Source organism: Cupriavidus sp. SHE, assembly GCF_000812445.1.
Lineage (GTDB): Bacteria > Pseudomonadota > Gammaproteobacteria > Burkholderiales > Burkholderiaceae > Cupriavidus > Cupriavidus metallidurans.
This window is the reverse complement of sequence record NZ_JWMB01000021.1, coordinates 269,437-296,143: the sequence shown is the minus strand read 5'-3', so window position 1 is coordinate 296,143 and position 26,707 is coordinate 269,437. Positions and strand designations below refer to the sequence as shown.

Annotated in this window: 26 protein-coding genes and 1 tRNA gene; 23 read left to right on the top strand and 4 right to left on the bottom strand. The window is 62.2% G+C overall.

Features of this window, described 5'->3' with window-relative positions; genetic code table 11:
* From RN01_RS12410 to RN01_RS12400, 3 genes are all read right to left on the bottom strand, one after another.
* A partial coding sequence (locus RN01_RS12410; RefSeq protein ID WP_039016673.1) for a DUF3106 domain-containing protein occupies positions 1-712 on the bottom strand: 712 nt, incomplete at its 3' end.
* Between the two features lie 3 nt (positions 713-715).
* Positions 716-1,153: a DUF3619 family protein gene (locus RN01_RS12405; RefSeq protein ID WP_017515183.1), complete on the bottom strand. Its 438-nt coding sequence runs from the start codon at positions 1,151-1,153 to the stop codon at positions 716-718.
* A complete protein-coding gene (locus tag RN01_RS12400; RefSeq protein WP_008643326.1) occupies positions 1,150-1,716 on the bottom strand; it encodes an RNA polymerase sigma factor in 567 nt (188 codons plus the stop codon). Before RN01_RS12400 ends, RN01_RS12405 begins: the two co-directional genes overlap by 4 nt.
* A gap of 378 nt (positions 1,717-2,094) precedes the next feature.
* Here RN01_RS12400 and RN01_RS12395 point away from each other — a divergent pair, with 378 nt between their 5' ends.
* The 7 genes from RN01_RS12395 to RN01_RS12365 all read left to right on the top strand — a co-directional run bounded on the left by RN01_RS12395 (position 2,095) and on the right by RN01_RS12365 (position 9,728).
* The gene (locus RN01_RS12395) at positions 2,095-3,858 is read left to right on the top strand and encodes an acetolactate synthase 3 catalytic subunit (protein ID WP_008643327.1); all 1,764 of its coding nucleotides are present in this window, start codon (positions 2,095-2,097) and stop codon (positions 3,856-3,858) included.
* Positions 3,858-4,349: an acetolactate synthase small subunit gene (gene ilvN / locus RN01_RS12390; protein WP_008643328.1), complete on the top strand. Its 492-nt coding sequence runs from the start codon at positions 3,858-3,860 to the stop codon at positions 4,347-4,349. The genes RN01_RS12395 and ilvN overlap by 1 nt, the downstream gene beginning before the upstream one ends.
* A gap of 137 nt (positions 4,350-4,486) precedes the next feature.
* Positions 4,487-5,503, top strand: a complete 1,017-nt coding sequence (ilvC, locus tag RN01_RS12385; RefSeq protein ID WP_011515738.1) for a ketol-acid reductoisomerase — start codon at positions 4,487-4,489, stop codon at positions 5,501-5,503.
* Between the two features lie 212 nt (positions 5,504-5,715).
* Positions 5,716-6,369: a phosphatidylserine decarboxylase gene (locus RN01_RS12380; protein WP_017513371.1), complete on the top strand. Its 654-nt coding sequence runs from the start codon at positions 5,716-5,718 to the stop codon at positions 6,367-6,369.
* Positions 6,370-6,394: 25 nt separating this feature from the next.
* Positions 6,395-7,288, top strand: a complete 894-nt coding sequence (gene pssA / locus RN01_RS12375; protein ID WP_008643331.1) for a CDP-diacylglycerol--serine O-phosphatidyltransferase — start codon at positions 6,395-6,397, stop codon at positions 7,286-7,288.
* Between the two features lie 88 nt (positions 7,289-7,376).
* Positions 7,377-7,877 (top strand): peptidoglycan-binding protein LysM, encoded by a 501-nt coding sequence (gene lysM, locus RN01_RS12370; protein ID WP_017513370.1) that lies wholly within the window; start codon positions 7,377-7,379, stop codon positions 7,875-7,877.
* Between the two features lie 309 nt (positions 7,878-8,186).
* Positions 8,187-9,728, top strand: a complete 1,542-nt coding sequence (locus RN01_RS12365) for a 2-isopropylmalate synthase (RefSeq protein ID WP_017513368.1) — start codon at positions 8,187-8,189, stop codon at positions 9,726-9,728.
* A 96-nt stretch (positions 9,729-9,824) separates the two neighbouring features.
* On the opposite strand, the gene RN01_RS12360 is transcribed toward RN01_RS12365, so the two are convergent.
* Positions 9,825-10,358 carry a hypothetical protein gene (locus tag RN01_RS12360; RefSeq protein ID WP_017513367.1) on the bottom strand — a complete coding sequence of 178 codons (534 nt, stop codon included), beginning with the start codon at positions 10,356-10,358 and terminating at the stop codon, positions 9,825-9,827.
* A gap of 249 nt (positions 10,359-10,607) precedes the next feature.
* Here RN01_RS12360 and RN01_RS12355 point away from each other — a divergent pair, with 249 nt between their 5' ends.
* From RN01_RS12355 to nuoI, 16 genes are all read left to right on the top strand, one after another.
* Entirely contained in the window at positions 10,608-11,849 is a 1,242-nt protein-coding gene (locus RN01_RS12355; protein WP_369799845.1) for a branched-chain amino acid ABC transporter substrate-binding protein, read from the top strand.
* A gap of 165 nt (positions 11,850-12,014) precedes the next feature.
* Positions 12,015-12,284 carry a 30S ribosomal protein S15 gene (gene rpsO / locus RN01_RS12350; protein ID WP_017516000.1) on the top strand — a complete coding sequence of 90 codons (270 nt, stop codon included), beginning with the start codon at positions 12,015-12,017 and terminating at the stop codon, positions 12,282-12,284.
* Positions 12,285-12,749: 465 nt separating this feature from the next.
* Complete coding sequence (pnp, locus tag RN01_RS12345) at positions 12,750-14,927, top strand: polyribonucleotide nucleotidyltransferase (protein ID WP_011515744.1); 2,178 nt, start codon at positions 12,750-12,752, stop codon at positions 14,925-14,927.
* Between the two features lie 168 nt (positions 14,928-15,095).
* The gene (locus tag RN01_RS12340; protein WP_024569114.1) at positions 15,096-16,100 is read left to right on the top strand and encodes an NAD(P)H-quinone oxidoreductase; all 1,005 of its coding nucleotides are present in this window, start codon (positions 15,096-15,098) and stop codon (positions 16,098-16,100) included.
* 127 nt (positions 16,101-16,227) lie between these two features.
* The gene (gene tpiA, locus RN01_RS12335; protein ID WP_024569115.1) at positions 16,228-16,965 is read left to right on the top strand and encodes a triose-phosphate isomerase; all 738 of its coding nucleotides are present in this window, start codon (positions 16,228-16,230) and stop codon (positions 16,963-16,965) included.
* A 50-nt stretch (positions 16,966-17,015) separates the two neighbouring features.
* Positions 17,016-17,384: a preprotein translocase subunit SecG gene (gene secG / locus RN01_RS12330; RefSeq protein WP_011515747.1), complete on the top strand. Its 369-nt coding sequence runs from the start codon at positions 17,016-17,018 to the stop codon at positions 17,382-17,384.
* 197 nt (positions 17,385-17,581) lie between these two features.
* Positions 17,582-17,666, top strand: a tRNA-Leu gene (locus RN01_RS12325).
* A gap of 168 nt (positions 17,667-17,834) precedes the next feature.
* Positions 17,835-18,194: an NADH-quinone oxidoreductase subunit A gene (locus RN01_RS12320; RefSeq protein ID WP_008643341.1), complete on the top strand. Its 360-nt coding sequence runs from the start codon at positions 17,835-17,837 to the stop codon at positions 18,192-18,194.
* 6 nt (positions 18,195-18,200) lie between these two features.
* Positions 18,201-18,683 carry an NADH-quinone oxidoreductase subunit B family protein gene (locus RN01_RS12315; RefSeq protein ID WP_008643342.1) on the top strand — a complete coding sequence of 161 codons (483 nt, stop codon included), beginning with the start codon at positions 18,201-18,203 and terminating at the stop codon, positions 18,681-18,683.
* 1 nt (position 18,684) lies between these two features.
* Positions 18,685-19,284, top strand: coding sequence for an NADH-quinone oxidoreductase subunit C (locus RN01_RS12310; RefSeq protein ID WP_008643343.1), 600 nt, complete (start codon positions 18,685-18,687; stop codon positions 19,282-19,284).
* Positions 19,285-19,293: 9 nt separating this feature from the next.
* Positions 19,294-20,547 carry an NADH-quinone oxidoreductase subunit D gene (locus RN01_RS12305; RefSeq protein WP_011515748.1) on the top strand — a complete coding sequence of 418 codons (1,254 nt, stop codon included), beginning with the start codon at positions 19,294-19,296 and terminating at the stop codon, positions 20,545-20,547.
* Positions 20,548-20,758: 211 nt separating this feature from the next.
* A complete protein-coding gene (nuoE, locus tag RN01_RS12300; RefSeq protein ID WP_008643345.1) occupies positions 20,759-21,259 on the top strand; it encodes an NADH-quinone oxidoreductase subunit NuoE in 501 nt (166 codons plus the stop codon).
* Position 21,260: 1 nt separating this feature from the next.
* Entirely contained in the window at positions 21,261-22,556 is a 1,296-nt protein-coding gene (gene nuoF, locus RN01_RS12295; protein ID WP_008643347.1) for an NADH-quinone oxidoreductase subunit NuoF, read from the top strand.
* Positions 22,557-22,569: 13 nt separating this feature from the next.
* Positions 22,570-24,942: an NADH-quinone oxidoreductase subunit NuoG gene (nuoG, locus tag RN01_RS12290; RefSeq protein ID WP_017512779.1), complete on the top strand. Its 2,373-nt coding sequence runs from the start codon at positions 22,570-22,572 to the stop codon at positions 24,940-24,942.
* An 18-nt stretch (positions 24,943-24,960) separates the two neighbouring features.
* Positions 24,961-26,025 (top strand): NADH-quinone oxidoreductase subunit NuoH, encoded by a 1,065-nt coding sequence (gene nuoH, locus RN01_RS12285; protein WP_008643351.1) that lies wholly within the window; start codon positions 24,961-24,963, stop codon positions 26,023-26,025.
* Positions 26,026-26,096: 71 nt separating this feature from the next.
* A complete protein-coding gene (gene nuoI, locus RN01_RS12280; protein ID WP_008643353.1) occupies positions 26,097-26,588 on the top strand; it encodes an NADH-quinone oxidoreductase subunit NuoI in 492 nt (163 codons plus the stop codon).
* Positions 26,589-26,707 lie beyond the last annotated feature (119 nt).

Here is a 26,707-nt window from a genome sequence, read left to right as displayed (position 1 = left end):
GGGGGGGGGGGGGGGTGGGGGGGGAGGCGGGGGCGCCCGCCGCAGCCGATGCCGACGACGGTGCCGGGGTCGCCTGGGCCGCGGATGCCGGGCCGGCTACGGCTGCCGCGCCGCTGGCGGCCTTTTTCTCAGGGCGGAGCTGTCGGCTGGTATCGGCCGGCGGGCGCTTGCCCGATGGCAGCGCGCTCACGGTCCCGGGCCGGCGCGGCACCTTCTCGGCTGCGGCCAGCTTCTTTTTCTGTTCTTCCGGAAGCTGCTGGTACCGATCCCACGCCTCTGCCTTCTTCTCAGGCGGCAGCGTGCGCGTGATCTGGTAATTTTCGCGAGCCAGGCGGCGTTGCTGCGGGGTCAGCTTGACCCATTCGGCCATCCGCTCCTGCAGGCGTTTCTGTTCCTCGGGCTTGAGCTTCGGATAGTGTTCGGCAATGCGTTCCCACTTGTGCCGATTCAGTTCCGGCAGTGTTTCCCAGATCGGCTGGAGTGGAGCGAGCGCCTGCTGGTGCGCGGGCGACAGCTCGAGCCAGGTCGGGTGCGCATTGGTGATCGGATGCGGCGCGGCCGGCTGGCTGGCGGCAGGGTTCTGCGCTTGCACCGCCGATGTGGCAAAGCCGCCGCAGAGCGCAGCGACAAGTGCAGCGACGGCGGGGCCGGCAGCCCATAGTCTGGCAACCCGGCGGTGGAAGGCGTCGGCGAGGTGTCTTGCGCGGGCCATGTTTTATTGCCCGCGCTTCAGGTACACGTGGAAGCCCTGGTCCGCGTATGCCGTCGGAGGCAGGTCGTCGAGCAGCATCGCGGTATCCACGTCGGCGAGTTCCTCGACGCGTTTCTGCTGCTGCCAGTGGTAGATGCCGATGAGTCCGGCGCCGAGCGCCACCAGCGTCCAGACGAGCGCGAGCTTGCGCAGCCATGCACCGGCACGGTGCAGCGGCGTGTCGTCTTCTTCCTCGAAGGCGTAGCCGTGATGGCCGCCCGGCAGGGCAAGCTGCGGCACATGTACCCGCACTTCGGCTTTCTTCGCGGCAAGCGCCATGCGCCGCGCGGCGGCGAGCCGTTCGGCAACGTCCGGCGGCAGTGCATCCGCCGAGGCATCAAGTGCCAGGCGAATCTCATGGGCGAAGCGCCGTTCCTGGATATCTCGTTCGTTTCTGCTCATAGTCGGACCCCCCGCGCGCGCAAGGCTTGCGCCAGAGTATGCGTTGCACGGGAACAGTGCGTCTTGACGCTGCCCTCGGAGCAGCCCATCACGGCTGCTGTTTCGGCTACATCCATATCCTCCCAGTAACGCATCAGGAAAGCCTCGCGTTGACGCGTAGGCAGACGCTGGATTTCCTGCTCGATGATATGCATGACCTGCGCGCGTTCGACCTTGTCGGCGCTGCTTTCTGCCATCTCGGTGCCGGCTTGGGCCTCCAATGTGTCGAGCAGGTCGCTATCGTCGCCATCGCGCTCGTCGCGCAAGTTCGAAAAAAGCGTCACCCAGGTGTTGCGCACCTTCTGGCGGCGGAACCAGTCGTGGATGGTGTTCTGGAGGATGCGCTGGAACAGCGGCGGGAGTTCTGCGGCAGATTTGTCGCCGTATTTCTCCGCCAGCTTGATCATGGCGTCCTGCACGATGTCCAGCGCGGCTTCGTCGTCCCGCACGGCGAACACGGCCTGCTTGAAGGCGCGTCGTTCCACGCTGGCGAGAAAGTCGGAGAGTTCCTGATCGGTGGCCATGCAGGCAAATACAGCAGTTGGGCGCGGGGGCCGGGCCGAATGTGCCGCCTAAGTCCTGCGACACTTCTAAAATGTCTGCGATGCTAGCAAAAAACACATGGACTCTGCCACTGCTGTATGCAAGTGCAGACATCATCGCAATCAACCAGTCACCGGCCGTTGTGCCGCCGCCGCATGGTTCCTGCAATTTGATGTGAATTGCCCATAGACCGCCGTGGTGCATTGCAGTATCATCGACGGTTCACGACATCAGTGGTTGTCTCATCGGACCGCTTATGAGGCGGTCTTCTCATGCAGACGCGCACCGCTTGAACCCGAGCCAAAAGCCCGGCAGAGAGCATCCAAACAATTTTTTGCCGAAAATTGCAAAGGACTGAAATGAACATGCCTAGCGCGGAATTTTCCCACGCCGATAGCAATTCATCCTCCGCTCGCGAAATGATCGGAGCGGAAATCCTCGTCAACGCACTTGCCGAAGAAGGCGTCGAATACGTCTGGGGTTATCCCGGCGGCGCAGTGCTCTATATCTACGACGAGCTCCACAAGCAAACCAAATTCGAACATATCCTGGTGCGCCACGAGCAGGCCGCCGTCCATGCCGCTGACGGGTACGCCCGTGCGACCGGCAAGGTGGGCGTTGCGCTGGTGACCTCGGGTCCGGGCGTGACCAATGCCGTGACCGGCATCGCCACCGCCTATCTGGATTCGATTCCGATGGTGGTGATCACCGGCAACGTGCCGACTCACGCGATCGGTCAGGATGCGTTCCAGGAATGCGACACCGTTGGCATCACGCGCCCGATCGTCAAGCACAACTTCCTCGTGAAGGACGTGCGTGACCTGGCCGCGACGATCAAGAAGGCGTTCTTCATTGCCGCCACCGGCCGTCCCGGCCCTGTGGTGGTCGATATCCCGAAGGACGTGTCGCGCAACAGCTGCAAGTACGAGTATCCGAAGTCGATCGACATGCGCTCGTACAGCCCGGTGAACAAGGGCCATTCGGGTCAGATCCGCAAGGCCGTGGCGTTGCTGCAATCGGCCGAGCGCCCGTACATCTATTCGGGCGGTGGCGTGGTGCTGGCCAACGCAAGCGAAGAGCTGCGCGAACTGGCCGCGCTCACCGGTCATCCGGTCACCAATACGCTGATGGGCCTGGGCGCGTTCCCCGGCACGAGCAAGCAGTTCGTTGGCATGCTCGGCATGCACGGCACGTACGAGGCCAACATGGCCATGCAGAACTGCGACGTGCTGATCGCCATCGGCGCCCGATTCGATGACCGCGTGATCGGCAACCCGTCGCATTTCACCGCGCAGGCCCGCAAGATCATCCACATCGACATCGACCCGTCGTCGATCTCGAAGCGCGTCAAGGTGGACATTCCCATCGTTGGGAACGTCAAGGACGTGCTGCAGGAACTGATCTCCCAGATCAAGACGAGCGATATCAAGCCCAAGCGCGAGGCCCTGGCCAAGTGGTGGGAACAGATCGAGAAGTGGCGCTCGGTGGACTGCCTCAAGTACGACCGCAGTTCCGAGATCATCAAGCCGCAGTACGTGGTGGAGAAGATCTGGGAACTGACGCACGGCGACGCATTCATCTGCTCCGACGTGGGCCAGCACCAGATGTGGGCCGCGCAGTTCTACAAGTTCAACGAGCCGCGTCGCTGGATCAATTCCGGTGGCCTCGGCACGATGGGCGTGGGCCTGCCGTACGCAATGGGCATCAAGAAGGCATTCCCGGACAAGGAAGTCGTCACCATCACTGGTGAAGGCTCGATCCAGATGTGTATCCAGGAACTGTCGACCTGCCTGCAGTACGACACCCCGGTCAAGATCTGCTCGCTGAACAACGGATATCTGGGCATGGTGCGCCAGTGGCAGGAAATCGAGTACGACAATCGTTACTCGCATTCCTACATGCAGGCATTGCCCGACTTCGTCAAACTCGCCGAAGCCTATGGCCACGTGGGGATGCGCATCGAGAAGAGCTCCGATGTGGAACCCGCGTTGCGCGAGGCTTTCCGACTCAAGGACCGTACCGTGTTCCTGGACTTCCAGACCGACCCCACTGAAAACGTGTGGCCGATGGTTCAGGCTGGCAAGGGTATCTCCGAAATGCTGCTTGGCGCGGAGGACCTGTAATGCGACACATCATCTCGGTCCTGCTGGAGAATGAACCCGGCGCGCTGTCGCGCGTGGTGGGCCTGTTTTCGGCACGTGGATACAACATCGAGACGCTGACGGTGGCACCCACCGAAGACGCGTCGCTGTCGCGGATGACCATCGTCACCACCGGTTCGGACGACGTGATCGAGCAGATCACCAAGCACCTGAACCGTCTGGTGGAAGTGGTCAAAGTGGTGGACCTGACCGAAGGCGCGCACATCGAGCGCGAGCTGATGCTCGTGAAGGTGCGTGCCGTAGGCAAGGAGCGCGAGGAAATGAAGCGCACCGCCGACATTTTCCGTGGCCGCATCATCGACGTGACCGAAAAGACGTACACCATCGAGCTGACCGGCAACGGCGGCAAGCTGGATGCGTTCCTCGATGCCATCGACCGCACCGCGATCCTGGAAACCGTCCGTACCGGCGGTTCGGGAATCGGCCGCGGCGAGCGCATCCTGAAGGTCTGACCGGCGCCCCCGGCAGCTATCGGCCAAAAGCCGACACGCAGTATCCCGAAGCAGCGCAGCGCGCTCAGTCCAGAATTGGCAAACGCGCGCTTCGCCGCCACCCAATAAGCAGATTTTGAGAAATTGAAGGAACCATCATGAAAGTGTTTTACGACAAGGACGCCGACCTCTCCCTCATCAAGGGCAAGAATGTCACCATCATCGGCTACGGCTCGCAAGGCCACGCCCACGCGCTGAACCTGAAGGATTCGGGCGTGAACGTGACCGTTGGTCTGCGCAAGAGCGGCGCGTCGTGGAACAAGGCCGTGAACGCCGGCCTGCAGGTCAAGGAAGTGGCCGAGGCAGTGAAGGGCGCCGACGTGGTCATGATCCTGCTGCCGGACGAGCAGATCGCCGACGTGTACAAGAACGAAGTGCATGCCAACATCAAGGAAGGCGCCGCGCTGGCCTTCGCCCACGGCTTCAACGTGCACTACGGCGCCGTGATCCCGCGTGCCGACCTGGACGTGATCATGATCGCCCCGAAGGCCCCGGGCCACACCGTGCGTTCGACGTACGCCCAAGGTGGCGGCGTGCCGCACCTGATCGCCGTGCATCAGAACAAGTCCGGCGCTGCCCGTGACATCGCTCTGTCGTACGCTACCGCCAACGGCGGCGGCCGCGCCGGCATCATCGAGACCAACTTCCGCGAAGAAACCGAAACCGACCTGTTCGGCGAGCAAGCCGTGCTGTGCGGCGGTACCGTCGAGCTGATCAAGGCTGGCTTCGAAACGCTGGTGGAAGCCGGCTACGCTCCGGAAATGGCCTACTTCGAGTGCCTGCACGAGCTGAAGCTGATCGTCGACCTGATCTACGAAGGCGGCATCGCCAACATGAACTACTCGATCTCGAACAACGCCGAGTATGGTGAGTACGTCACCGGCCCGCGCGTGGTGACCGAAGAGACCAAGAAGGCCATGAAGCAGTGCCTGAAGGACATCCAGACCGGCGAATACGCCAAGAGCTTCCTGCTCGAGAACAAGGCTGGCGCCCCGACGCTGATCTCGCGCCGTCGCCTGACCGCCGAGCACCAGATCGAGGAAGTGGGCGGCAAGCTGCGCGCGATGATGCCGTGGATCGCCAAGAACAAGCTGGTTGACCAGTCGAAGAACTAAGCACTACCGGGCGAAGCAGGGCGCCGTGGCGTCCTGCGCACCCTGGAAGCCGCCGGGCTTTCCGCCAGATCCTGTGTTGCAGGAGACATTCTGGCGGGGGCCGGGCGGCTTTTTGCTATCCTTGTCGGGCTTTTCAGGCCCAGGCCTGATCTTTTTTCTTATCTTTCCTTCGCGGCGCTTCCTGCCCGCGGAAATCACCGAACATCTTCTGCATGAATTATCCTCATCCGCTGATCGCCCGTGAAGGCTGGCCATTCCTGGCCGGCGCATTCATTGTCTCGCTGCTGGTGCATATCAGCGCGGGCTTCTGGGGCGCTCTGCCGCTGTGGATCGTCACGCTGTTCGTGCTTCAGTTCTTTCGCGATCCGCCTCGGCCGATTCCGTCTGCGCCAAACGCAATCCTGGCGCCTGCTGATGGCCGCATTGTCGTGGTTGAGAAAACGCAGGACCCGTACGCGGGCCGCGAGGCACTGAAGATCAGCGTGTTCATGAATGTGTTCAACGTGCACTCGAACCGCTCGTCGCTCGATGGCAAGGTGGAGAAGCTCGAGTACTTTCCCGGCAAGTTCGTCAATGCCGATCTCGACAAGGCATCGATGGAGAACGAGCGCAATGCCGTCGTGATCCGCCGTGCGTCGGATGGCCAGGTGGTGACGCTGGTGCAGGTGGCTGGCCTGGTGGCGCGCCGTATCCTGTGCTACATCAATGTGGGCGACATGCTGTCGCGTGGTCAGCGCTACGGCTTTATCCGTTTCGGTTCGCGGGTGGATGTGTACCTGCCCACGGATGCCCGTCCGCGCGTGACGATTGGCGAGAAAGTTTCGGCGTCGGCGACCGTGCTGGCTGATCTGGATGTGCGGGCGTAAGCGCGCCTGCTACAGGGGACACTGAATGGGTGCCTTCAATCGACGCAACAAGCGCGTCAACAACGGTAACGTGACGCACCTGCGTCCGTTTCGCCGTAACCAATTGCGCAACGACAATGCGTATGACCCGGACGAGCACGATCTGGAGTACGTGCGTCCGCGCCGTCGTGGCATTTATCTGCTGCCCAACGCCTTTACCACCGCTGCATTGTTCGCAGGCTTCTTTGCGATCGTGCAGGCGATGAACATGCGCTTCGACGTGGCGGCCATCGCAATTTTTGCGGCGATGGTGCTCGATGGCATGGATGGCCGCGTGGCCCGCATCACGAACACACAGAGCGCGTTTGGCGAACAGTACGATTCGCTGTCGGACATGACGTCGTTCGGCGTGGCGCCGGCTCTGGTCATGTATGAGTGGATCCTGCATGACCTGGGCAAGTGGGGCTGGATTGCCGCCTTTGTCTACTGCACCTGCGCGGCGCTACGACTGGCGCGCTTCAATGCCAATATTGGCGTGGTCGACAAGCGCTTCTTCCAGGGGCTGCCAAGCCCGGCTGCCGCGGCGTTGGTGGCGGGCTTTGTCTGGCTGGCGATCGACAACAAACTGCCCGTCAAGGAGCTCTGGATGCCGTGGGTCGCATTCGGTATCACGCTCTATGCCGGCTTGTCGATGGTGTCCAATGCGCCGTTCTACAGTGGTAAGGCACTGGATGTGCGCTATCGCGTGCCGTTCGGCATGATGGTGCTGGTACTCGTGCTGTTCGTGGTCGTATCTTCCGATCCACCTGTGGCACTGTTTGGCCTGTTCGTCGCCTATGCGATTTCAGGTTACCTGCTTTGGGCATGGCGAACGCTGCACGGTCAGCGTGGCGGCGTCGACAAGTCGCGCGCGCCGGGCAACGGATCAGGCGGCAACTGATCCAACGTAGGAACAAAGGCGCTTTCGGGCGCCTTTGCTTTTCTGTAGTCTGTGCGTTGTACGTTTCACCCACCCTCAGGAGCACATCATGGGCATGTTTGACTTCATCAAGGAAGCGGGAGAGAAGCTGTTCGGCAAGGGAGAGGCCAAGGCGGCCCAGGATGCGGCTGTGGCCGATCCGTCGACGGACAAGGTCGATGCCGCCAACCGCGCGGCTGGCGATGCCATCGAGGCTTATATCGCGCAGATGGGACTGACCGCGACGGGGCTGACAGTCACGGTTGACGGCTCGCAGGGCAAGGTCGCGGTCTTTGGCGTGGCGGCTGACCAGGCAACGCGCGAGAAGATCATTCTGTGCTGCGGCAACGTGGAAGGCGTGGATTCTGTCGAGGACAAGATGTCTGTCAACGTCGAATCGGATGAGTCACAATGGCACACCGTCGTGAAGGGCGACACGCTCTGGGCGATCTCCCAGGCCGCCTATGGCAACGGCGCCGAATACAACAAGATCTTCGAGGCCAACAAGCCGATGTTGTCGAACCCGGACAAGATCTACCCGGGCCAGAAACTGCGGATTCCGCCGAAGTGAGTCGCTGGCAGATATCGGGAATGATGCGGTTGCACACACGCGCCAAACCGGATATAGTCGCCGACATGATTTCGCGCCAGACCCTAATCGCTCGCACCATTCTAGGTGGCCTACTAGGCCATCAGGTCGGGTTGCGCGCGCGCTAAGGGTCACCAATCGCCTTAACGCGGAATCACCAGGATTCTTTCGAACGCCCCGGCCTGCATCGTTGCACGCCGGGGCGTTTTGCATTCTGACGCGATTGTCCGGCAGCAAGATTGAGATCGGGACAGCACGGCACAACAGGGTACAGCCCAGGAGCTCCACAAAATGTCTGACAAACTCATCATTTTCGACACCACCTTGCGTGACGGCGAACAGTCGCCCGGCGCGTCCATGACCCGCGAAGAGAAGATTCGCATTGCGCGTCAGCTTGAACGCCTGAAGGTCGACGTGATCGAGGCCGGTTTTGCGGCAAGCTCCAATGGTGACTTCGAGGCTATCCGCTCGATCGCCCAGGTGGTCAAGGATTCGACGATCTGCTCGCTGGCCCGTGCCAACGACAAGGACATCGCTCGTGCCGCCGAGGCGCTCAAGCCGGCAAACTCGTTCCGTATCCACACGTTCATCGCCACCTCGGCGCTGCACATGGAAAAGAAGCTGCGCATGACGCCGGACCAGGTCTATGAGCAGGCACGTCTGGCCGTGCGCTTCGCGCGCCAGTTCACGGACGACATCGAGTTCTCGCCGGAAGATGGCAGCCGCTCGGACATGGACTTCCTGTGCCGCGTGCTCGAAGGCGTGATCGCCGAGGGCGCCACCACGATCAACCTGCCCGACACCGTGGGCTATGCCGTGCCGGAAGGCTATGCCGAGCTGATCCGCTCGGTGCGCGAGCGCATTCCGAACTCGGACAAGGCCGTATGGTCGGTGCATTGCCACAATGACCTCGGCATGGCCGTGGCGAACTCCCTGGCTGCCGTGAAGCTCGGCGGCGCGCGCCAGATCGAGTGCACGATCAACGGCCTTGGCGAACGCGCGGGTAATACCAGCCTGGAAGAAGTGGTGATGGCCGTGAAGACGCGCCGTGACTATTTCGACATGGATGTGGGCATCGACACGACCCAGATCGTGCCGGCCTCGAAGCTTGTGTCGCAGATTACCGGCTTCGTCGTGCAGCCGAACAAGGCCGTGGTGGGCGCTAACGCGTTTGCCCATGCATCCGGCATTCACCAGGATGGCGTGCTCAAGGCGCGCGATACCTACGAGATCATGCGCGCCGAGGATGTCGGCTGGACGGCCAACAAGATCGTGCTTGGCAAGCTCTCGGGCCGCAATGCGTTCAAGCAGCGTCTGCAGGAGCTTGGCGTCCAACTCGAAAGCGAAGCGGAGATCAATGCGGCATTTGCTCGCTTCAAGGAGCTCGCCGACCAGAAGGCCGAGATCTTCGACGAAGACATCATGGCGATCGTCTCCGATGAAGAGCAAGAGCACGCCAATGAGCACTATCGCTTCATCTCGCTGTCGCAGCGTTCGGAAACGGGTGAGCGCCCCCATGCCCGCGTGGTGTTCAACATCGATGGCAGCGAGCAGACCGGCGAAGCCGAAGGTAATGGTCCGGTGGACGCCACGCTGCACGCGATCGAAGGCAAGGTCAACAGCGGTGCCGAACTGGTGCTGTACTCGGTGAACGCGATCACCGCCGGCACGCAGGCCCAGGGTGAAGTCACGGTACGTCTGTCGAAGGCGGGCCGTATCGTCAATGGCGTGGGTACCGACCCGGATATCGTCGCCGCATCGGCCAAGGCCTACCTGGCCGCGCTGAACAAGCTGCACGACAAGGCTGTGCAGAAGATCAACCCGCAGATCTGATCCCGAATCCTGCGATGCCGCTGGCGGGGCTTACAAGGCCCCGCCATCATGAAACGCCCGCCAGTCGCGTATCCCGCGATGGCGGGCGTTTTGTCGTCAGCGCTCAGGGCGGTCGCGCAAGGGGTCGGGTGTCACCAGTGTCTGGCGCAGCACGCCCGTATCGTCGAACATGAAGTTGAACATCGAGTACCACTGGTCCTCGTGGAGGAAGCGGTAGCTCCAGGCCTCCTGCTTCAGGCGCGGGTAGTACTCGATCGGCTCGCGCGGCGCGCCGAAGTGTTCGAGCACGTCCTTCTTGGTCCAGACATTGACCTTTGCCTTGTACAGCTCGGTCGTCGTCAGCATCTGGCGGAAATTTGTCAGCTTGCCATCCCGATCGAAATCGGCCGCGTAGGAATACTCGCCGAGCGGCTGCTTCGAATAGAACCAGCGGGTTGTCCCGTCATCGAGCTTGTAGACATCGGTGGGTTTGCCGAATGCGGCCTGTACGGCGCTCTGCGGTTGGCCGACGAGCTTGAGTCCAGAGTCGACCGGGGCAAGGACGGTGCAGGCGCCCAAGGCGAGGGTGGCCAGGACGGCCCACAGAATTTGAAGCAGATGGCGGCTGCCACGCTGGTAACGGGAGGTCATGGCTTCAGGCTTGGCACATGGTGGATGCGAATGGCGGCAGTTTAGCCGCACCGTTCGCTTCGTGTGAATGCCACGTTGCTTCTTTCAGATTCGTCTGCCTAGTCGCAACAAACTTCGCCGATCTAGTGGCATCTGGCGACGATCGATGAAGATTGCCGGTCCGGGCGCATCTGCCTTAACATCGCTCGCTTTGCTGGGTAACTGAGGAAGGCGATGGCCTGGATTCGAGGGAGCAGATTGCGCGTCTGGATGGCTGCTGCGCTGTTTTGCGCGGCGGCAGCAGCGCAGGCGCAGACTGGCACGCCAATCCGCCTGGGCATGATCGATGGCCTGTCCGGCCCCTTCGCCAACGCAGGCGAGGCCGTAGTGCGCAACCTGCGTATCGCCATCGAGCGCGTCAACGCTAGCGGCGGCGTCAAGCTCCCCGACGGGCCGCATCCGTTCGAACTGGTTACGTTCGATAGCAAGGGCAATGTCGATGAAAGCCTGATCCAGTTCCGCAGTCTGGTCGACAAGCGCATTCCGTTTGTGCTGCAGGGGAACAGCTCGGCCGTGGCCAGCGCGCTCGTGGGGGCAATCAACCGTCAGAACGCACGCCAGCCCGATGCCCGCGTGCTGTTCCTGAACTATTCGGCCGTTGATCCATCGCTGACCAACGAGAACTGCAGCTTCTGGCATTTCCGTTTTGACGCCAGCGCGGATATGCGAATGCAAGCGTTGACCGAGGCCATCCGAAGCGAGCGTTCGGTGCGCAAGGTCTACCTGGTCGACCAGGACTACAGCTTCGGCCATCAGGTGGCGCGTTCGGCGCGTGAAATGCTGGCGACAAAGCGTCCGGATATCCAGATCGTCGGCGACGAGTTCCATCCGATCGGCAAGATCAAGGATTTCGCGCCGTACATCGCCAAGATCAAGGCGAGCGGCGCCGACGCGGTCATCACCGGCAACTGGGGCAATGATCTGACGCTGATGGTGAAGGCCGCGCGCGAGGGTGGCCTCAATGCGCGCTTCTACACGTTCTATGGCAACGGGCTCGGTGCGCCGGCAGCGATGGGTGACGCGGGTGTGGGCCGGGTGCTGGCCGTGGCGGAATGGCACCCGAACGTAGGCGGGGCGGCATCCGATGCGTTCTACCAGTCGTTCCGGGCGCGCTATCCGGATCCCAAGGATGACTATGTGCATCTACGCATGCAGATGATGGTGGAGATGCTGGCGCGGGCTATCGAGCGCGCTGGTTCTACCGACGCCGTGGCCGTGGGCTACGCGCTCGAGGACATGCGTTTCACCAACGCGTTTCACGAGGCCACCGTGCGGGCGGGCGACCACCAGGTCCTCCAGCCGCTTTATGTCTCGGTCATGGCGAAGCAGGGTGGCGATGTCCGTTTCGACAATGAAGGCTCCGGCTACGGATTCCGCACGGTAAAGAAGCTCAAGACCGCCCAGACCACGCTGCCGACCACGTGCCGTATGGAGCGCCCGCCGCGCAATTGAAGCGGGCCCCGCTACGGACTTCGCCGCAGGCGGGAATTCGGCTATAATGCGCGGCTGTCGTCCTCAAGCCACCTGGCTGGATGGCGACAGATGCCTCAAGTCATTCAGGCACGACGCAGGTGGCGCATCCCGCGCTGCAGCGTTCGCAAGTGAAAGGAAATCATCATGGCAACTGCCAATACCAACAAGTCCGAGATCATCGCGAAGTTCGCTCGCGGCACCAACGACACGGGTAGCCCCGAAGTTCAGGTCGCTCTGTTGACGACCCGTATCAACGAACTGACCCCGCACTTCAAGGCCAACATGAAGGATCACCACAGCCGCCGCGGTCTGCTGCGCATGGTGAGCCGTCGCCGTCGCCTGCTGGACTACCTCAAGGCCAGCGATGCCGATCGTTACCGCGCCCTGATCGAAGCCCTGGGCCTGCGTAAGTAAGGTCTGCGGATGGCAGCACGAATCCTGCGGAAGTTGCACGCGCACGATTTCACGTGAGGCCGCAATGCCTGCGTCAGCACTGCTGAGGCAGGCATTTTGCTTTTCTGGTCCAGTGATTGATCCGCTGGATCAGGGTTGATAGTGATGTTCGCTTCACTCGAAAGTCGGGCGTTGATGCCCGGCGCCGTTGCGCCAAGTCGCGCGACGGAGTAAGTTACCTCGCTCTTTATCGCGCATTTTTGCGCATTGACACTGGAGTCGGCACCAAGGAAACGGGGTTTTGTGTCATTCCATCGCGGGTTGCATCGTCCACGAGCCTTCACGGACGGTGGCGCGATGGAATGGCATAGCACTTCCCTGGGACTGCGGACCGGATTACCTCCGGCAGTTCGCCTGCCGCTGCGAGCGCAGGCGTCGCCGATCGTGCATGTGTGCGGCCGGCAAGCATGAAATCAAGGAACGCTCATGACCATGTTCAACAAGATCGTCAAGGAATTCCAGTGGGGCCAGCACACGGTCCGCATGGAAACCGGCGAAATCGCGCGTCAGGCATCTGGCGCCGTGATCGTCGACGTGGAAGACACCGTGGTGTTGGCCACCGTGGTGGCAGCCAAGAGCCCGAAGGCGGGTCAGGACTTCTTCCCGCTGACCGTCGACTACATCGAGAAGACCTACGCTGCTGGCAAGATCCCCGGTGGCTTCTTCAAGCGTGAAGGCCGTCCGTCGGAAAACGAGACGCTGACCTCGCGCCTGATCGACCGTCCGCTGCGTCCCCTGTTCCCGGAAGGTTTCTACAACGACGTGCAGGTGGTGATCCACGTGCTGTCGATCAACCCGGAAATCCCGGCTGACATCCCTGCGCTGATCGCTTCGTCGGCCGCGCTGGCTGTTTCGGGCATCCCGTTCAACGGTCCCGTGGGCGCTGCCCGCGTCGGCTACAAGGACGGCCAGTACCTGCTGAACCCGACCCGCGCGCAAATCGCCGCGTCGGATCTGGACCTGGTGGTTGCCGGTACCGAGCGTGCCGTGCTGATGGTGGAATCGGAAGCCCACCAACTGTCGGAAGACGTGATGCTGGGCGCCGTGGTGTACGGCCACGAGCAAATGCAGATCGCTATCAACGCGATCCACGACCTGGTGCGCGAAGGCGGCAAGCCTGAGTGGGACTGGGCTCCGGCTCCGAAGAACGAAGCGCTGATCGCCAAGGTCAGCGAGATCGGCCTGCCGCTGCTGCAGCAAGCCTACCAACTGCGTCAGAAGTCGGCGCGCAGCACCAAGCTCAAGGAAATCTACGCAACCGTGCAGGCCCAACTGGCCGAGGCCGGCGTGGAAGCCGACAAGGTGGAAGTGGGCAACGTCCTGTTCGACCTCGAGGCGAAGATCGTGCGCGGCCAGATCCTGGCTGGCGAGCCGCGTATCGACGGCCGCGACACGCGCACCGTGCGCCCGATCGAAATCCGTTCGTCGGTGCTGCCGCGCGCGCACGGCTCGGCGCTGTTCACCCGTGGTGAAACGCAGGCACTCGTGGTGGCCACGCTCGGCACCAAGAGCGACGAGCAGATCATCGACGCGCTGGCCGGCGAATACCGCGACCGCTTCATGCTCCACTACAACATGCCTCCGTTCGCCACCGGCGAAACGGGTCGCGTTGGTAGCCCGAAGCGCCGTGAAATCGGTCACGGCCGTCTGGCCAAGCGCGCGCTGATCCCGGTGCTGCCGAAGGACGACGAGTTCGCGTACACGATCCGTCTAGTGTCGGAAATCACCGAATCGAATGGTTCGTCGTCGATGGCTTCGGTCTGCGGCGGCTGCCTGGCGCTGATGGATGCTGGCGTTCCGGTGAAGGCGCACGTGGCCGGCGTGGCCATGGGTCTGATCCTGGAGGGCAACAAGTTCGCCGTGCTGACCGACATCCTCGGTGACGAGGATCACCTCGGCGACATGGACTTCAAGGTGGCCGGCACCGACGCGGGCATTACCGCGCTGCAGATGGACATCAAGGTCCAGGGCATCACCAAGGAAATCATGCAGGTGGCGCTGGCCCAGGCCCGCGAAGGCCGCATGCACATCCTCGGCGCAATGCAGGGCGCGATGGGTCACGCTCGCACCGAACTGTCGGCGCACGCTCCGCGCATGATCACGATGAAGATCCATCCGGACAAGATCCGCGAAGTGATCGGCAAGGGCGGCTCGACGATCCAGGCGCTGACCAAGGAAACCGGCACGACCATCGACATTCAGGAAGACGGCACGATCACGATCGCATCGACGTCGACCGACGGCATGGCCGAAGCCAAGCGCCGCATCGAAGGCATCACCGCGGAAGCCGAAGTGGGCAAGATCTACGCCGGTACCGTGCTGAAGCTGCTGGACTTCGGCGCCATCGTCAACATCCTGCCGGGCAAGGACGGTCTGCTGCATATCTCCGAGATCGTCAACGAGCGCGTCAAGGACATCAAGGACTGGCTCAAGGAAGGTCAACAGGTTCGCGTCAAGCTGATCCAGGCCGATGAAAAGGGTCGTCTGCGTCTGTCCCTGAAGGCTGCGCTGGCCGAAGAGGGCGGCAGCATCAGCCCGATCGCGCAAGGCGATGCACCGGCCGCGGCACCTGCCGCCCCGGCATCGCCCGATCAGCAGCAGTAAGCTGACGGCGAACGCGGTCACCGCGTAGCACCCATGAAAGCGGCTGGCGATGTCCAGCCGCTTTTTTGTTTACACTGCCGGTCAGTTCGCCATCCGGTTCGCCTGCGACACGTGCGTCAGCAACGCCATCGCGCGCGATGCAATCCAAGACATTAATGAGGAGTCATCATGAAAGCCATCGAGATCCGTGAATACGGCGCCCCCGAAGTTCTGCAGGAAACGCAGCGTCCCGATCCGGAGCCGAAGGCCGGTGAAATCCTGATTCGTGTGGCGGCTGCCGGCATCAACCGTCCAGATGTGTTCCAGCGCACCGGCAACTATCCGGTGCCGCCCGGTGCGTCGGATCTCCCGGGGCTCGAGGTCGCGGGTGTGGTCGTTGGTGGAGACCTTTCGCATCCCGCCAATCGCTTCGGCCTGAAAGCTGGCGACCGTGTCTGCGCGCTGGTGCAGGGCGGTGGTTACGCCGAGCTGTGCACGGCGCCGATCGAGCAATGCCTGCCGGTACCCGAGGGCCTCACCGATATCGAAGCGGCTGCGCTACCCGAGACGTTCTTCACGGTGTGGAGCAACGTGTTCGATCGTGGTCAGCTTGGCAAGGGTCCGCGTGGCGCGGCCGAAACGCTGCTGATCCAGGGTGGGTCGAGCGGCATCGGTACCACGGCAATCCAGATCGCCAAGGCACTTGGCTTCAAGGTCTTCGTGACGGCCGGCAGCGATGACAAGTGCAAGGCGTGCGAGTCGCTCGGCGCAGATCGCGCGATCAACTACAAGACGCAGGATTTCGTGGCCGAAGTGAAGGCGCTGACCGAAGGGAAGGGCGTCGACGTGATCCTCGATATGGTGGCGGGGTCCTATCTCGCGCGTGAACTGTCGTGCATCGCCGATGACGGCCGCATCGTGATCATCGCGCTGCTTGGTGGCGGCAAGGCGGAAATTCCCCTTGGCGACATCCTGCGTCGACGCATTACCATCACCGGTTCCACGCTGCGCCCGCGTCCGGCTTCATTCAAGGGCGCCATTGCGCAGGCGCTGCATCAGAACGTCTGGCCGCTGCTGGCATCGGGCAGGATCAAGCCCGTGATCCACAAGGTGTTTCCCGCAGCACAGGCCGCCGATGCGCACCGCCTCATGGAGTCGAGCGAGCATATCGGCAAGATCGTACTGACCTGGTAAGCCATGCTTCTTGCTGTGGGCCCGTGATCACTGGCGGGTCCGGGATTACCTGCGATTGCCCGCACATGCTGGCGGGCCCCTCCTGACCACGCTACAATAGCCGGTTTGATTTAAAGAGGGGACCCTTGTGAGACAAAAGCTGGTCATCGGCAATTGGAAGATGCACGGCAGCCTGGCCGCCAACGCGGCGCTGCTTGAGGGTATCAAGGCTGCGCCTGCGCGCGCGAAGCTGGCGGTTTGCGCACCGTTCCCCTATCTTGCCCAGTGCCAGACGCTGTTGTCCGGTTCCCAGGTTGCCTGGGGCGCTCAGGATGTGTCGTCCGAGGCCCGTGGTGCCTTCACCGGTGAAGTAGCTGCCTCGATGCTGGGTGAGTTTGGTTGCGGCTATGCGCTCGTCGGCCATTCAGAGCGTCGTACCTACCATGGTGAAACCGACGCGGTAGTGGCTGCCAAGGCACTGCGCGCGCTGGAATTCGACATTGTTCCGGTGGTCTGTGTTGGAGAGACGCTGGCCGAGCGCGAAGCCGGTCAGACCGACGCCGTGGTTGGTCGTCAGTTGCAGGCTGTACTCGATGCGTTGTCTATCGAGCAACTGGGTCGCATTGTCCTGGCCTATGAGCCTGTCTGGGCGATCGGCACGGGCAAGACGGCCACGAGCGCGCAGGCCCAGGAAGTTCATGCGGCGCTACGTGCGCGGGTCGCGGCGAAGGATGCCGGTGTTGCAGCACGCATGGCCATTCTGTATGGCGGTAGCGTCAAGCCCGACAATGCGGCTGAATTGTTTTCCATGTCCGATATTGACGGGGGGCTTATTGGTGGCGCCTCCCTGAAGGCGGATGATTTCCTCGCGATCGGCAACGCCTGAATGCCGGACGCGACTGTCTGATCAGGCAAGTTCGAAACGACTTTAACCAAATGGCAATCTTCAAGACTTTGTTGGTAATCGTGCAGGTCCTGTCCGCGCTCGGCGTGATTGGTCTTGTTCTGCTGCAGCACGGCAAGGGTGCCGATGTCGGTGCGGCGTTCGGATCGGGCGCCTCTGGCAGTCTGTTCGGCGCTACCGGATCGGCGAACTTCCTGTCACGTACCACGGCCGTTCTGGCGGCACTGTTCTTCTGCTGCACCCTGGGTCTGACGCTGCTGGGCAACTACAAGCCCTCGGCATCCCTGGGCGTGATGGGCGCGGCGCAGCAGTCGGCGCCGGCCGCTGCGGCACCCGCTTCCGCGCCTGCCGCAGCTGCAGCATCGGCCTCCGCGCCGGCGGCTCCGGCCGTGCCGAAGTAATTGCAATAATTGAACAGTGTGTCCACGGATTCCTGATTTTATTTGCAGTTGTGCATTGAACAAATCGGGAATCCTAGTTAGAATGCAGGGCTTGAAACGATTCCCCAGCGACGGGGCGAAAGCCGAAGGACAAACTCCTCGGCAGACGTTCCAGAGGGTATAAAAACCCAGCGCAAGGCAACATTGTTTCTCCCCCAGCCGACGTGGTGAAATTGGTAGACACGCTATCTTGAGGGGGTAGTGGCGAAAGCTGTGCGAGTTCGAGTCTCGCCGTCGGCACCAAACAACTTGATCGGAGTTCGTGTTGCGTATCTTCAAGATGCGTCGACATGTCCTCCGGCAGTCCGCAGGGCGGCGCCGTAGCTATGACGGGATGGCGCTTGGGGTGGGCAACAGGACGCCGCTATAGCTGGTGCTGTTGACAACATTCCAGATAAGGCTGGCCGCATCTTGACTCTCGAAGCCTACTTCCCCGTCCTCATCTTCATCGTCTTTGGCGTCGTGCTCGGTGTGGCACTGATGGCCATCGGTCGAATTCTCGGTCCCTACAAGCCTGACGCAGCGAAGCTGTCGCCGTACGAGTGCGGCTTCGAAGCGTTCGAGGATGCGCGCATGAAGTTCGACGTGCGCTACTACCTCATCGCCATCCTGTTTATCCTGTTCGATCTCGAAACTGCCTTCCTGTTTCCGTGGGGCGTCGCCCTCAAGGACATCGGTTGGCCGGGATTCATCGCCATGGGCGTGTTTCTGCTGGAATTCATCGTGGGCTTCGTCTACATCTGGAAAAAGGGCGCGCTCGATTGGGAGTGATGTGAAATGGCAATCGAAGGCGTTCTCAACGAAGGCTTTGTCACGACGACCGCTGACAAGCTGATCAATTGGACCCGTACGGGTTCCCTGTGGCCCATGACGTTCGGTCTGGCCTGCTGTGCAGTGGAAATGATGCACGCCGGCGCCGCGCGTTACGACATGGACCGTTTCGGTGTGATTTTCCGCCCGTCGCCGCGTCAGTCCGACGTGATGATCGTGGCAGGCACGCTGTGCAACAAGATGGCCCCCGCGCTGCGCAAAGTGTACGACCAGATGGCCGAACCGCGCTGGGTGATCTCGATGGGATCGTGCGCCAACGGCGGCGGCTACTATCACTACTCGTATTCGGTGGTGCGTGGTTGCGACCGTATCGTGCCGGTCGACATCTATGTTCCGGGCTGCCCGCCGACGGCGGAAGCGCTGATCTACGGCGTGATCCAGCTCCAGAACAAGATCAAGCGTACCAACACTATCGCGCGCAAGGGCTGATATGGCGAACCTGGATACCCTCAAGGCTGCGCTCGAAAAGGTCCTCGGCAAGCGCGTGCAGAACCTGATCGAGGCCACCGGCGAACTGACGCTGATCGTCAAGGCCGCCGACTATCTCGAAGTCGCGCGTCTGCTGCGTGACGATCCCTCGCTGCGTTTCGAACAGCTACTCGACCTGTGCGGTGTGGACTATTCCGACTACGCCGAAGGCGCCTGGGACGGCCTGCGCTTTGCCGCTGTCTCGCAACTGCTGTCGGTAACGCACAACTGGCGTCTGCGTCTGCGCGTGTTTGCGCCGGACGATGATTTCCCGGTGCTGCCGTCGGTCATCAATGTCTGGAACTCGGTGAACTGGTTCGAGCGCGAAGCGTTCGATTTCTACGGCATCGTGTTCGAAGGCCATCCGGATCTGCGCCGTATCCTGACCGACTACGGTTTCGTTGGCCACCCGTTCCGCAAGGATTTCCCAGTCTCGGGCTACGTCGAAATGCGCTACGACCCGGAACAGAAGCGGGTCATCTACCAGCCGGTGACGATCGAGCCGCGCGAAGTCACGCCGCGCGTGATTCGCGAGGAAAACTACGGCGGCACGCAGCACTGAGATCGCGTCATGGCAGATATCAAGAACTACACCCTCAACTTCGGCCCCCAACACCCTGCAGCGCACGGCGTGCTGCGTCTGGTGCTTGAACTGGACGGCGAAGTCATCCAGCGCGCCGACCCCCATATCGGCCTGCTGCACCGTGCCACCGAAAAGCTGGCCGAGCAGAAGACCTGGATTCAAAGCGTCCCCTACATGGATCGTCTCGACTACGTGTCGATGATGGTCAACGAACACGCGTACGTGATGGCGATCGAGCGCCTGCTGGGCCTCGAGGTACCGATTCGCGCCCAGTACATCCGCGTAATGTTCGACGAAATCACCCGTCTGCTGAACCACCTGATGTGGATCGGCTCGCACGCGCTGGACGTGGGTGCGATGGCGGTGTTCCTCTACGCGTTCCGCGAGCGTGAGGACATGTTCGACATGTACGAGGCGGTGTCGGGCGCGCGAATGCACGCGGCCTACTACCGTCCGGGCGGCGTCTACCGCGACCTGCCTGACACGATGCCGCAATATCGTGCGTCGAAAGTCCACAACGAGAAGGCCATCAAGGTCATGAACGAAGCCCGTTCGGGCTCGCTGCTGGACTTCATCGAGGACTTCACGAACCGATTCCCGACCTATGTCGATGAATACGAGACGCTGCTGACCGATAACCGTATCTGGAAGCAACGTCTGGTCGATATCGGTGTGGTCACGCCGGAGCGTGCGCTGCAGATGGGTTTCACCGGTCCGATGCTGCGTGGCTCGGGTATCGAGTGGGATTTGCGCAAGAAGCAGCCGTACGAGGTCTACGACAAGATGGACTTCGATATCCCCGTGGGTACGGCGGGCGACTGCTATTCGCGTTACCTGGTGCGTGTGGAAGAAATGCGCCAGTCGAACCGCATCATCAAGCAGTGCATTGACTGGCTGCGTCGCAACCCGGGTCCGGTGATCACCGAGAACCACAAGGTGGCGCCGCCGTCGCGTGTGGACATGAAGTCGAACATGGAAGAGCTGATTCACCACTTCAAGCTCTTCACCGAAGGTATCCACGTGCCGGCAGGCGAGGCCTACGCAGCGGTGGAGCATCCGAAGGGCGAGTTCGGCATCTATGCGATTTCGGATGGCGCGAACAAGCCGTACCGTCTGAAGATCCGTGCCCCGGGCTTTGTCCACCTGGCCGCGCTCGACGAAATGGCTAGGGGACACATGATTGCGGATGCGGTCACGATCATCGGTACACAGGACATCGTGTTCGGCGAGATCGACCGCTAAGGGATACCGGAAGACGAGTATCCCGTCACAGGCCGTTGCCCGGACGACGTTCCGGGCGTGTTCGGCCGGCCCCGGCTGTAACGGTGGCGGCAGGCGATGCCTGCAACGGATCGGCAGGGACGCGAAGGGGCGTTCGGGCCGGCAGAACATGGCAGCGACGGCTGCAAACTAGCGGAGCCCCGCGCGGCTTCGCCGTATTACTGCAATGACCATGCTATCAGCAGAAGCTCTCAAGGAAATCGATCGCGCGATCGCGAAGTATCCGGCCGACCAGAAGCAGTCGGCCGTGATGGCGGCACTCGCCGTGGCACAGGGCGAGGTGGGCTGGGTTTCCCCCGAAGTCATGCAGTTCGTCGCCAGCTACCTCGAAATGCCGCCTGTGTGGGTGGAAGAGGTGGCCACGTTCTACAACATGTATGACACCAAGCCGGTGGGCAAGCACAAGCTCGCCGTCTGTACCAACCTGCCGTGCGCGCTGTCGGGCGGCGAGCGGGCTGGCGAATACCTGAAGCGCAAGCTCGGGATCGACTATAACGAGACCACCGCCGACGGCTGTTTCACCCTGAAAGAGGGCGAGTGCATGGGCGCGTGCGGCGACGCACCGGTGATGATCGTCAACAACACCCGCATGTGCAGCTTCATGAGCGAGCAGAAGATCGACGCACTGGTCGAAGAGCTCAAGTCCGAAGCCGCCGCCAAGGGGGACAAGTAACATGACCTCTCTGCATGACCGTCATATCAAGCCGCTGATCCTGGCTGGCCTGGACGGCAAGAACTGGCACCTCGAAGACTACGTGAAGCGTGGCGGCTACAAGCAGCTCCGCCGCATTCTCGAGGAAAAGGTAACGCCCGAGCAGGTGATCGCCGACGTCAAGGCGTCGGGTCTGCGCGGCCGTGGCGGTGCGGGCTTCCCCACCGGCCTGAAGTGGAGCTTCATGCCGCGTGCGTTCCCGGGTCAGAAGTACCTCGTCTGCAATACCGATGAAGGCGAACCGGGCACGTTCAAGGATCGCGACATCATTCGCTACAACCCGCACGCGCTGATCGAAGGCATGGCCATCGGCGCGTACGCGATGGGCATCACCGTGGGTTACAACTACATCCACGGCGAAATCTGGAATGAATACAAGATCTTCGAGGAAGCCCTCGAAGAAGCGCGCCGCGCCGGCTTCCTCGGCGACAACATCCTGGGTTCGGGCTTCAACTTTCAGTTGCACGCCCACCATGGTTACGGCGCATACATCTGCGGCGAGGAAACCGCGCTGCTGGAGTCGCTGGAAGGCAAGAAGGGCCAACCGCGCTTCAAGCCGCCTTTCCCGGCCAGCTTCGGCCTGTACGGCAAGCCGACCACCATCAACAATACGGAAACGTTCGCCGCGGTGCCGTTCCTGCTGGAAGTCGGCCCCGAGAACTACCTGAAGATGGGCAAGCCGAACAACGGCGGCAGCAAGATCTTCTCGGTGTCGGGCGATGTCGAGCGTCCGGGCAACTACGAGATCCCGCTGGGCACGCCGTTCGCAACGCTGCTGGAACTCGCGGGCGGCATGCGCGGTGGCAAGAAGATCAAGGCTGTCATTCCGGGCGGTTCCTCCGCCCCGGTGGTGCCGGGCGACCTGATGATGGCATCGGACATGGATTACGACTCGATCGCCAAGGCCGGCTCGATGCTGGGCTCGGGCGCCGTGATCGTGATGGACGAAACACGCTGCATGGTGCGTTCGCTCCTGCGCCTGTCGTATTTCTACTTTGAAGAATCGTGCGGCCAGTGCACGCCGTGCCGTGAAGGCACCGGCTGGCTCTATCGCATGGTGAATCGCATTGAACACGGAGAAGGCCGCCAGGAAGATCTGGACCTGCTCAACAACGTCGCGGAAAACATCATGGGTCGCACTATCTGCGCACTCGGCGATGCAGCGGCGATGCCGGTACGCGGCATGCTCAAGCACTACTGGAAGGAGTTCGAGTATCACGTCGAACACAAGCAGTGCATGGTCCCGGCCTATTCCTGAAGCGTGGCAGAACATGGTTGAACTCGAGATCGACGGCAAGAAGGTAGAGGTTGCGGAAGGCAGCCTCGTGATGGAAGCGGCCCAGAAGCTGGGCACGTACATCCCGCACTTCTGCTACCACCGCAAACTGTCCATCGCGGCGAACTGCCGCATGTGCCTGGTTGAAGTGGAAAAAGCGCCCAAGGCGCTGCCCGCCTGCGCCACCCCGGTGACGCCAGGCATGAAGGTTTTCACCAATTCTGAGAAGGCTGTGAAGGCTCAGAAATCGGTGATGGAATTCCTGCTGATCAACCACCCGCTCGACTGCCCGATCTGCGATCAGGGCGGCGAATGCCAGCTCCAGGATCTGGCGGTGGGCTACGGTGGTTCGGAGTCGCGCTACAAGGAAGAGAAGCGTGTGGTGTTCCACAAGAATGTGGGCCCGCTGATCTCCATGGAAGAGATGACCCGCTGCATCCACTGCACTCGCTGCGTGCGCTTCGGCCAGGAAGTGGCCGGCGTGATGGAGCTGGGCATGCTGAACCGCGGCGAGCACTCGGAAATCACGACGTTCGTCGGCCAGACCGTGGATTCGGAACTGTCCGGCAACATGATCGACCTGTGCCCGGTCGGCGCGCTGACCAGCAAGCCGTTCCGCTACTCGGCCCGTACGTGGGAACTGGCACGCCGCAAGTCGGTGTCGCCGCACGACGGCCTGGGTGCCAACCTCGTGGTCCAGACCAAGAACCAGCGCGTGATGCGTGTGGTACCGCTGGAGAACGAGGACATCAACGAATGCTGGATCTCCGATAAGGACCGCTTCGCCTACGAAGGCCTGAACAGCGCCGACCGTCTGACCCGCCCGATGCTCAAGCAGGGTGGCGAATGGATGGAAACGGACTGGCAGACCGCGCTCGAATACGTAGCCAATGGTCTGGCAAGCATCAAGCGCGATCACGGCGCCGACCAGATTGCTGCGCTGGCCAGCCCGCACAGCACGCTGGAAGAGCTGTTCCTGCTGGGCAAGCTCGTCCGTGGCCTGGGCAGCGACAATGTCGACTTCCGCCTGCGTCAATCCGATTTCTCGGCCGCACTGAAGGGCGCGCCGTGGCTTGGCATGCCGGTGGCCGACGTCAGCACGCTGCAACGCGCGCTGGTGATTGGTTCGTCGCTGCGCAAGGATCATCCGCTGCTGGCGTCGCGTCTGCGTCAAGCCGTGAAAAAGGGCACACGTGTGGCCGTGATCGGCGCGGGCGGTGAAGACCTGCTGATGCCGGTCGCCGCGCGTATCAATGCTGCCCCGTCGGGCTGGACCGCCGCACTGGCCGGCGTGGCCCGTGCCGTGGCCGCCGCCAAGGGCGTGACCGCTCCGGCCGGTACCGAAGGATTTGACGGTGGCGATGCCGCGAAGGCCGTGGCCGATATGCTGCTGTCGGGCGAACGCCGTGCGGTGTTCCTCGGCAACGAAGCCGTCCGTCACCCGCAGTTCTCGTCGCTGCACGCTCTGGCGCAGTGGATCGCATCGGAAACGGGCGCGACGCTGGGCTTCCTGACCGAGGCCGCCAACACGGTCGGTGGTTATGTTGCTGGCGCCCTGCCGCAGCAAGGCGGTGCCAACGCACAGGCCATGCTCGATGCGCCGCGCCGCGCGTACATCGTGCTGAACGCCGAGCCCGAGTTCGACGCCGCCGATGGCCGCAAGGCACTGGCCGTGCTGAACCAGGCCGGCACGGTCGTGGTGCTGTCGCCGTTCCGTTCGGAAGCCGCGCTGCAGTACGCAGACGTGATCCTGCCGGTCGCGCCGTTCACCGAAACCGCAGGTACGTTCGTCAATGCCGAAGGCAAGGCGCAGAGCTTCAACGGCGTGGTACGCGCGCTGGGTGAGTCGCGTCCGGGCTGGAAGGTGCTGCGCGTGCTGGGCAACCTGCTGGAAGTGCCGGGCTTCGACTTCGACACGGCTGAAGCCGTGCGCGACGCCGCGCTGGCCCGCCCGGTCGCCGAGCAACTGAACAACTCGACCGATGCCCCGATCCGCGTGACGGCTGCTGCCGCCAACGGTGTCGAGCGAATCGCCGATGTGCCGATTTACCACGCCGACCCGATCGTGCGCCGTGCCGACTCGCTGCAGCTCACCGCCGCCGCGCGCCGTGCGATGCAGGTGTCGCTGTCGTCGGATCTGTTCGCCAAGCTGGGCGTGCAGGCTGGTGATCCGGTGCGTGTGATGCAGGATGGTGCCAGCGTGGTGCTGCCTGCCGCTCTCGAAGCGACGCTGCCGGCAAACACCGTGCGCGTGCCGGCCGCCACTGAGGCTGCCGTGACGCTGGGTGCGCTGTTCGGCAATGTCACCGTTGAGAAAGCCATCGACCTGCCGGCCGGCAACAACGCGGCCGCGACGGCCACCGCATAAGAAGAGCGAGAAAGCAACATGATCGACTGGATTACCTCGCAAGGTCACGACATCTTCGGCATGTACTGGACGCCGCTGTGGATTCTTATCCGCGCGGTGCTCATCGTGGTGCCGGTGCTGCTGTGTGTGGCCTACCTGATTCTGTGGGAGCGCAAGCTGATCGGCTGGATGCACGTGCGTATCGGCCCGAACCGCGTGGGTCCGCTGGGCTTGCTGCAGCCGATCGCCGACGTGCTGAAGCTGCTGCTCAAGGAAGTCATGTTCCCGTCGCAGATCAACCGGGGCATGTACCTGGTGGCTCCGCTGATGGTGCTGATGCCCGCAGTCGCTGTCTGGGCGGTGATTCCGTTCCAGGCCGAAGTGGTGATGGCCGATATCAACGCCGGTCTGCTGTACGTGATGGCCATCAGCTCGGTGGGCGTCTATGGCGTGATTCTGGCTGGCTGGGCCTCGAACTCGAAGTATGCGTTCATCGGTGCGATGCGTGCCGCGGCGCAGATGGTGTCGTACGAAATCGCCATGGGCTTCGCCCTGGTGACCGTGCTGATGGTGTCGGGCAGCCTGAACCTGTCGCACATCGTGAACGCCCAGAACACCGGCTACTTCGCCAACATGGGCCTGAACCTGCTGTCGTGGAACTGGCTGCCGCTGCTGCCGATGTTCGGCGTGTACTTCATCTCGGGCGTGGCTGAAACCAACCGTCACCCGTTCGACGTGGTGGAAGGCGAATCGGAAATCGTGGCCGGCCACATGATCGAATACTCGGGCATGACGTTCGCGCTGTTCTTCCTGGCCGAGTACATCAACATGATCATCATCTCGACGATGACCTCGCTGATGTTCCTTGGTGGCTGGGCACCGCCGTTCTCGAGCGCGCTGACCAATGCGATCCCTGGCTTCTTCTGGCTGGTGATCAAGGTATTCCTGCTGCTGTCGGTTTTCATCTGGATTCGCGCTTCGTTCCCGCGTTACCGCTATGACCAGATCATGCGTCTGGGCTGGAAGATCTTCATTCCGCTGACCGTGGCTTGGCTGATCATTGTGGCGATCTGGATCAAGTCGCCGTGGAACATCTGGCACTAAGAGGCCAGGCGATGGTGCGTCACTGCCAGAGGCAGGGCGCGCCGCGCGGAAATACTTAGGAAGCAATCGTCATGCTGCTCGCCATCAAGGACTTCTTCAACAGCCTGCTCCTGAAGGAACTCTTCAAGGGTATGGCTTTGACCGGCCGCTATCTCTTCGCGCGCAAGATCACAGTCCAGTTCCCGGAAGAGAAGACGCCGATGTCGCCGCGTTTCCGCGGCCTGCACGCACTGCGCCGCTATCCCAATGGGGAAGAGCGTTGCATCGCCTGCAAGCTGTGTGAAGCGGTGTGCCCGGCATTGGCCATCTCGATCGAATCGGACGTGCGTAACGACGGCACCCGCCGCACCACGCGCTACGACATCGACCTGACCAAGTGCATTTTCTGCGGTTTCTGCGAAGAAGCTTGCCCGGTTGACGCGATCGTCGAGACGCACATTCTCGAGTATCACGGCGAAAAGCGCGGTGACCTGTACTTCACCAAGGACATGCTGCTGGCCGTTGGCGACCGCTACGAGCCGCAGATCGCCGCGGCCAAGGCTGCGGACGCGAAGTACCGTTAAGCGTATCGACGCAGGGCGGGAGCAGGGCGCTTGAGGCGCCGGCTCCCGAAAGCGAAATTGAATCGGTCCCGCAAGGGGCCAACAGAAGGATGCCGCGAGCACGCGTGGTCACCCCGAAA

Coding starts and splice junctions, on each gene's coding strand:
- RN01_RS12405 (WP_017515183.1), bottom strand. CDS start 1,153: ATGAGCAGAAACGAACGAGATATCCAGGAACGGCGCTTCGCCCATGAG.
- RN01_RS12400 (WP_008643326.1), bottom strand. CDS start 1,716: ATGGCCACCGATCAGGAACTCTCCGACTTTCTCGCCAGCGTGGAACGA.
- RN01_RS12395 (WP_008643327.1), top strand. CDS start 2,095: ATGAACATGCCTAGCGCGGAATTTTCCCACGCCGATAGCAATTCATCC.
- ilvN (WP_008643328.1), top strand. CDS start 3,858: ATGCGACACATCATCTCGGTCCTGCTGGAGAATGAACCCGGCGCGCTG.
- ilvC (WP_011515738.1), top strand. CDS start 4,487: ATGAAAGTGTTTTACGACAAGGACGCCGACCTCTCCCTCATCAAGGGC.
- RN01_RS12380 (WP_017513371.1), top strand. CDS start 5,716: ATGAATTATCCTCATCCGCTGATCGCCCGTGAAGGCTGGCCATTCCTG.
- pssA (WP_008643331.1), top strand. CDS start 6,395: ATGGGTGCCTTCAATCGACGCAACAAGCGCGTCAACAACGGTAACGTG.
- lysM (WP_017513370.1), top strand. CDS start 7,377: ATGGGCATGTTTGACTTCATCAAGGAAGCGGGAGAGAAGCTGTTCGGC.
- RN01_RS12365 (WP_017513368.1), top strand. CDS start 8,187: ATGTCTGACAAACTCATCATTTTCGACACCACCTTGCGTGACGGCGAA.
- RN01_RS12360 (WP_017513367.1), bottom strand. CDS start 10,358: ATGACCTCCCGTTACCAGCGTGGCAGCCGCCATCTGCTTCAAATTCTG.
- RN01_RS12355 (WP_369799845.1), top strand. CDS start 10,608: ATGGCTGCTGCGCTGTTTTGCGCGGCGGCAGCAGCGCAGGCGCAGACT.
- rpsO (WP_017516000.1), top strand. CDS start 12,015: ATGGCAACTGCCAATACCAACAAGTCCGAGATCATCGCGAAGTTCGCT.
- pnp (WP_011515744.1), top strand. CDS start 12,750: ATGACCATGTTCAACAAGATCGTCAAGGAATTCCAGTGGGGCCAGCAC.
- RN01_RS12340 (WP_024569114.1), top strand. CDS start 15,096: ATGAAAGCCATCGAGATCCGTGAATACGGCGCCCCCGAAGTTCTGCAG.
- secG (WP_011515747.1), top strand. CDS start 17,016: ATGGCAATCTTCAAGACTTTGTTGGTAATCGTGCAGGTCCTGTCCGCG.
- RN01_RS12315 (WP_008643342.1), top strand. CDS start 18,201: ATGGCAATCGAAGGCGTTCTCAACGAAGGCTTTGTCACGACGACCGCT.
- RN01_RS12310 (WP_008643343.1), top strand. CDS start 18,685: ATGGCGAACCTGGATACCCTCAAGGCTGCGCTCGAAAAGGTCCTCGGC.
- RN01_RS12305 (WP_011515748.1), top strand. CDS start 19,294: ATGGCAGATATCAAGAACTACACCCTCAACTTCGGCCCCCAACACCCT.
- nuoE (WP_008643345.1), top strand. CDS start 20,759: ATGCTATCAGCAGAAGCTCTCAAGGAAATCGATCGCGCGATCGCGAAG.
- nuoF (WP_008643347.1), top strand. CDS start 21,261: ATGACCTCTCTGCATGACCGTCATATCAAGCCGCTGATCCTGGCTGGC.
- nuoG (WP_017512779.1), top strand. CDS start 22,570: ATGGTTGAACTCGAGATCGACGGCAAGAAGGTAGAGGTTGCGGAAGGC.
- nuoH (WP_008643351.1), top strand. CDS start 24,961: ATGATCGACTGGATTACCTCGCAAGGTCACGACATCTTCGGCATGTAC.
- nuoI (WP_008643353.1), top strand. CDS start 26,097: ATGCTGCTCGCCATCAAGGACTTCTTCAACAGCCTGCTCCTGAAGGAA.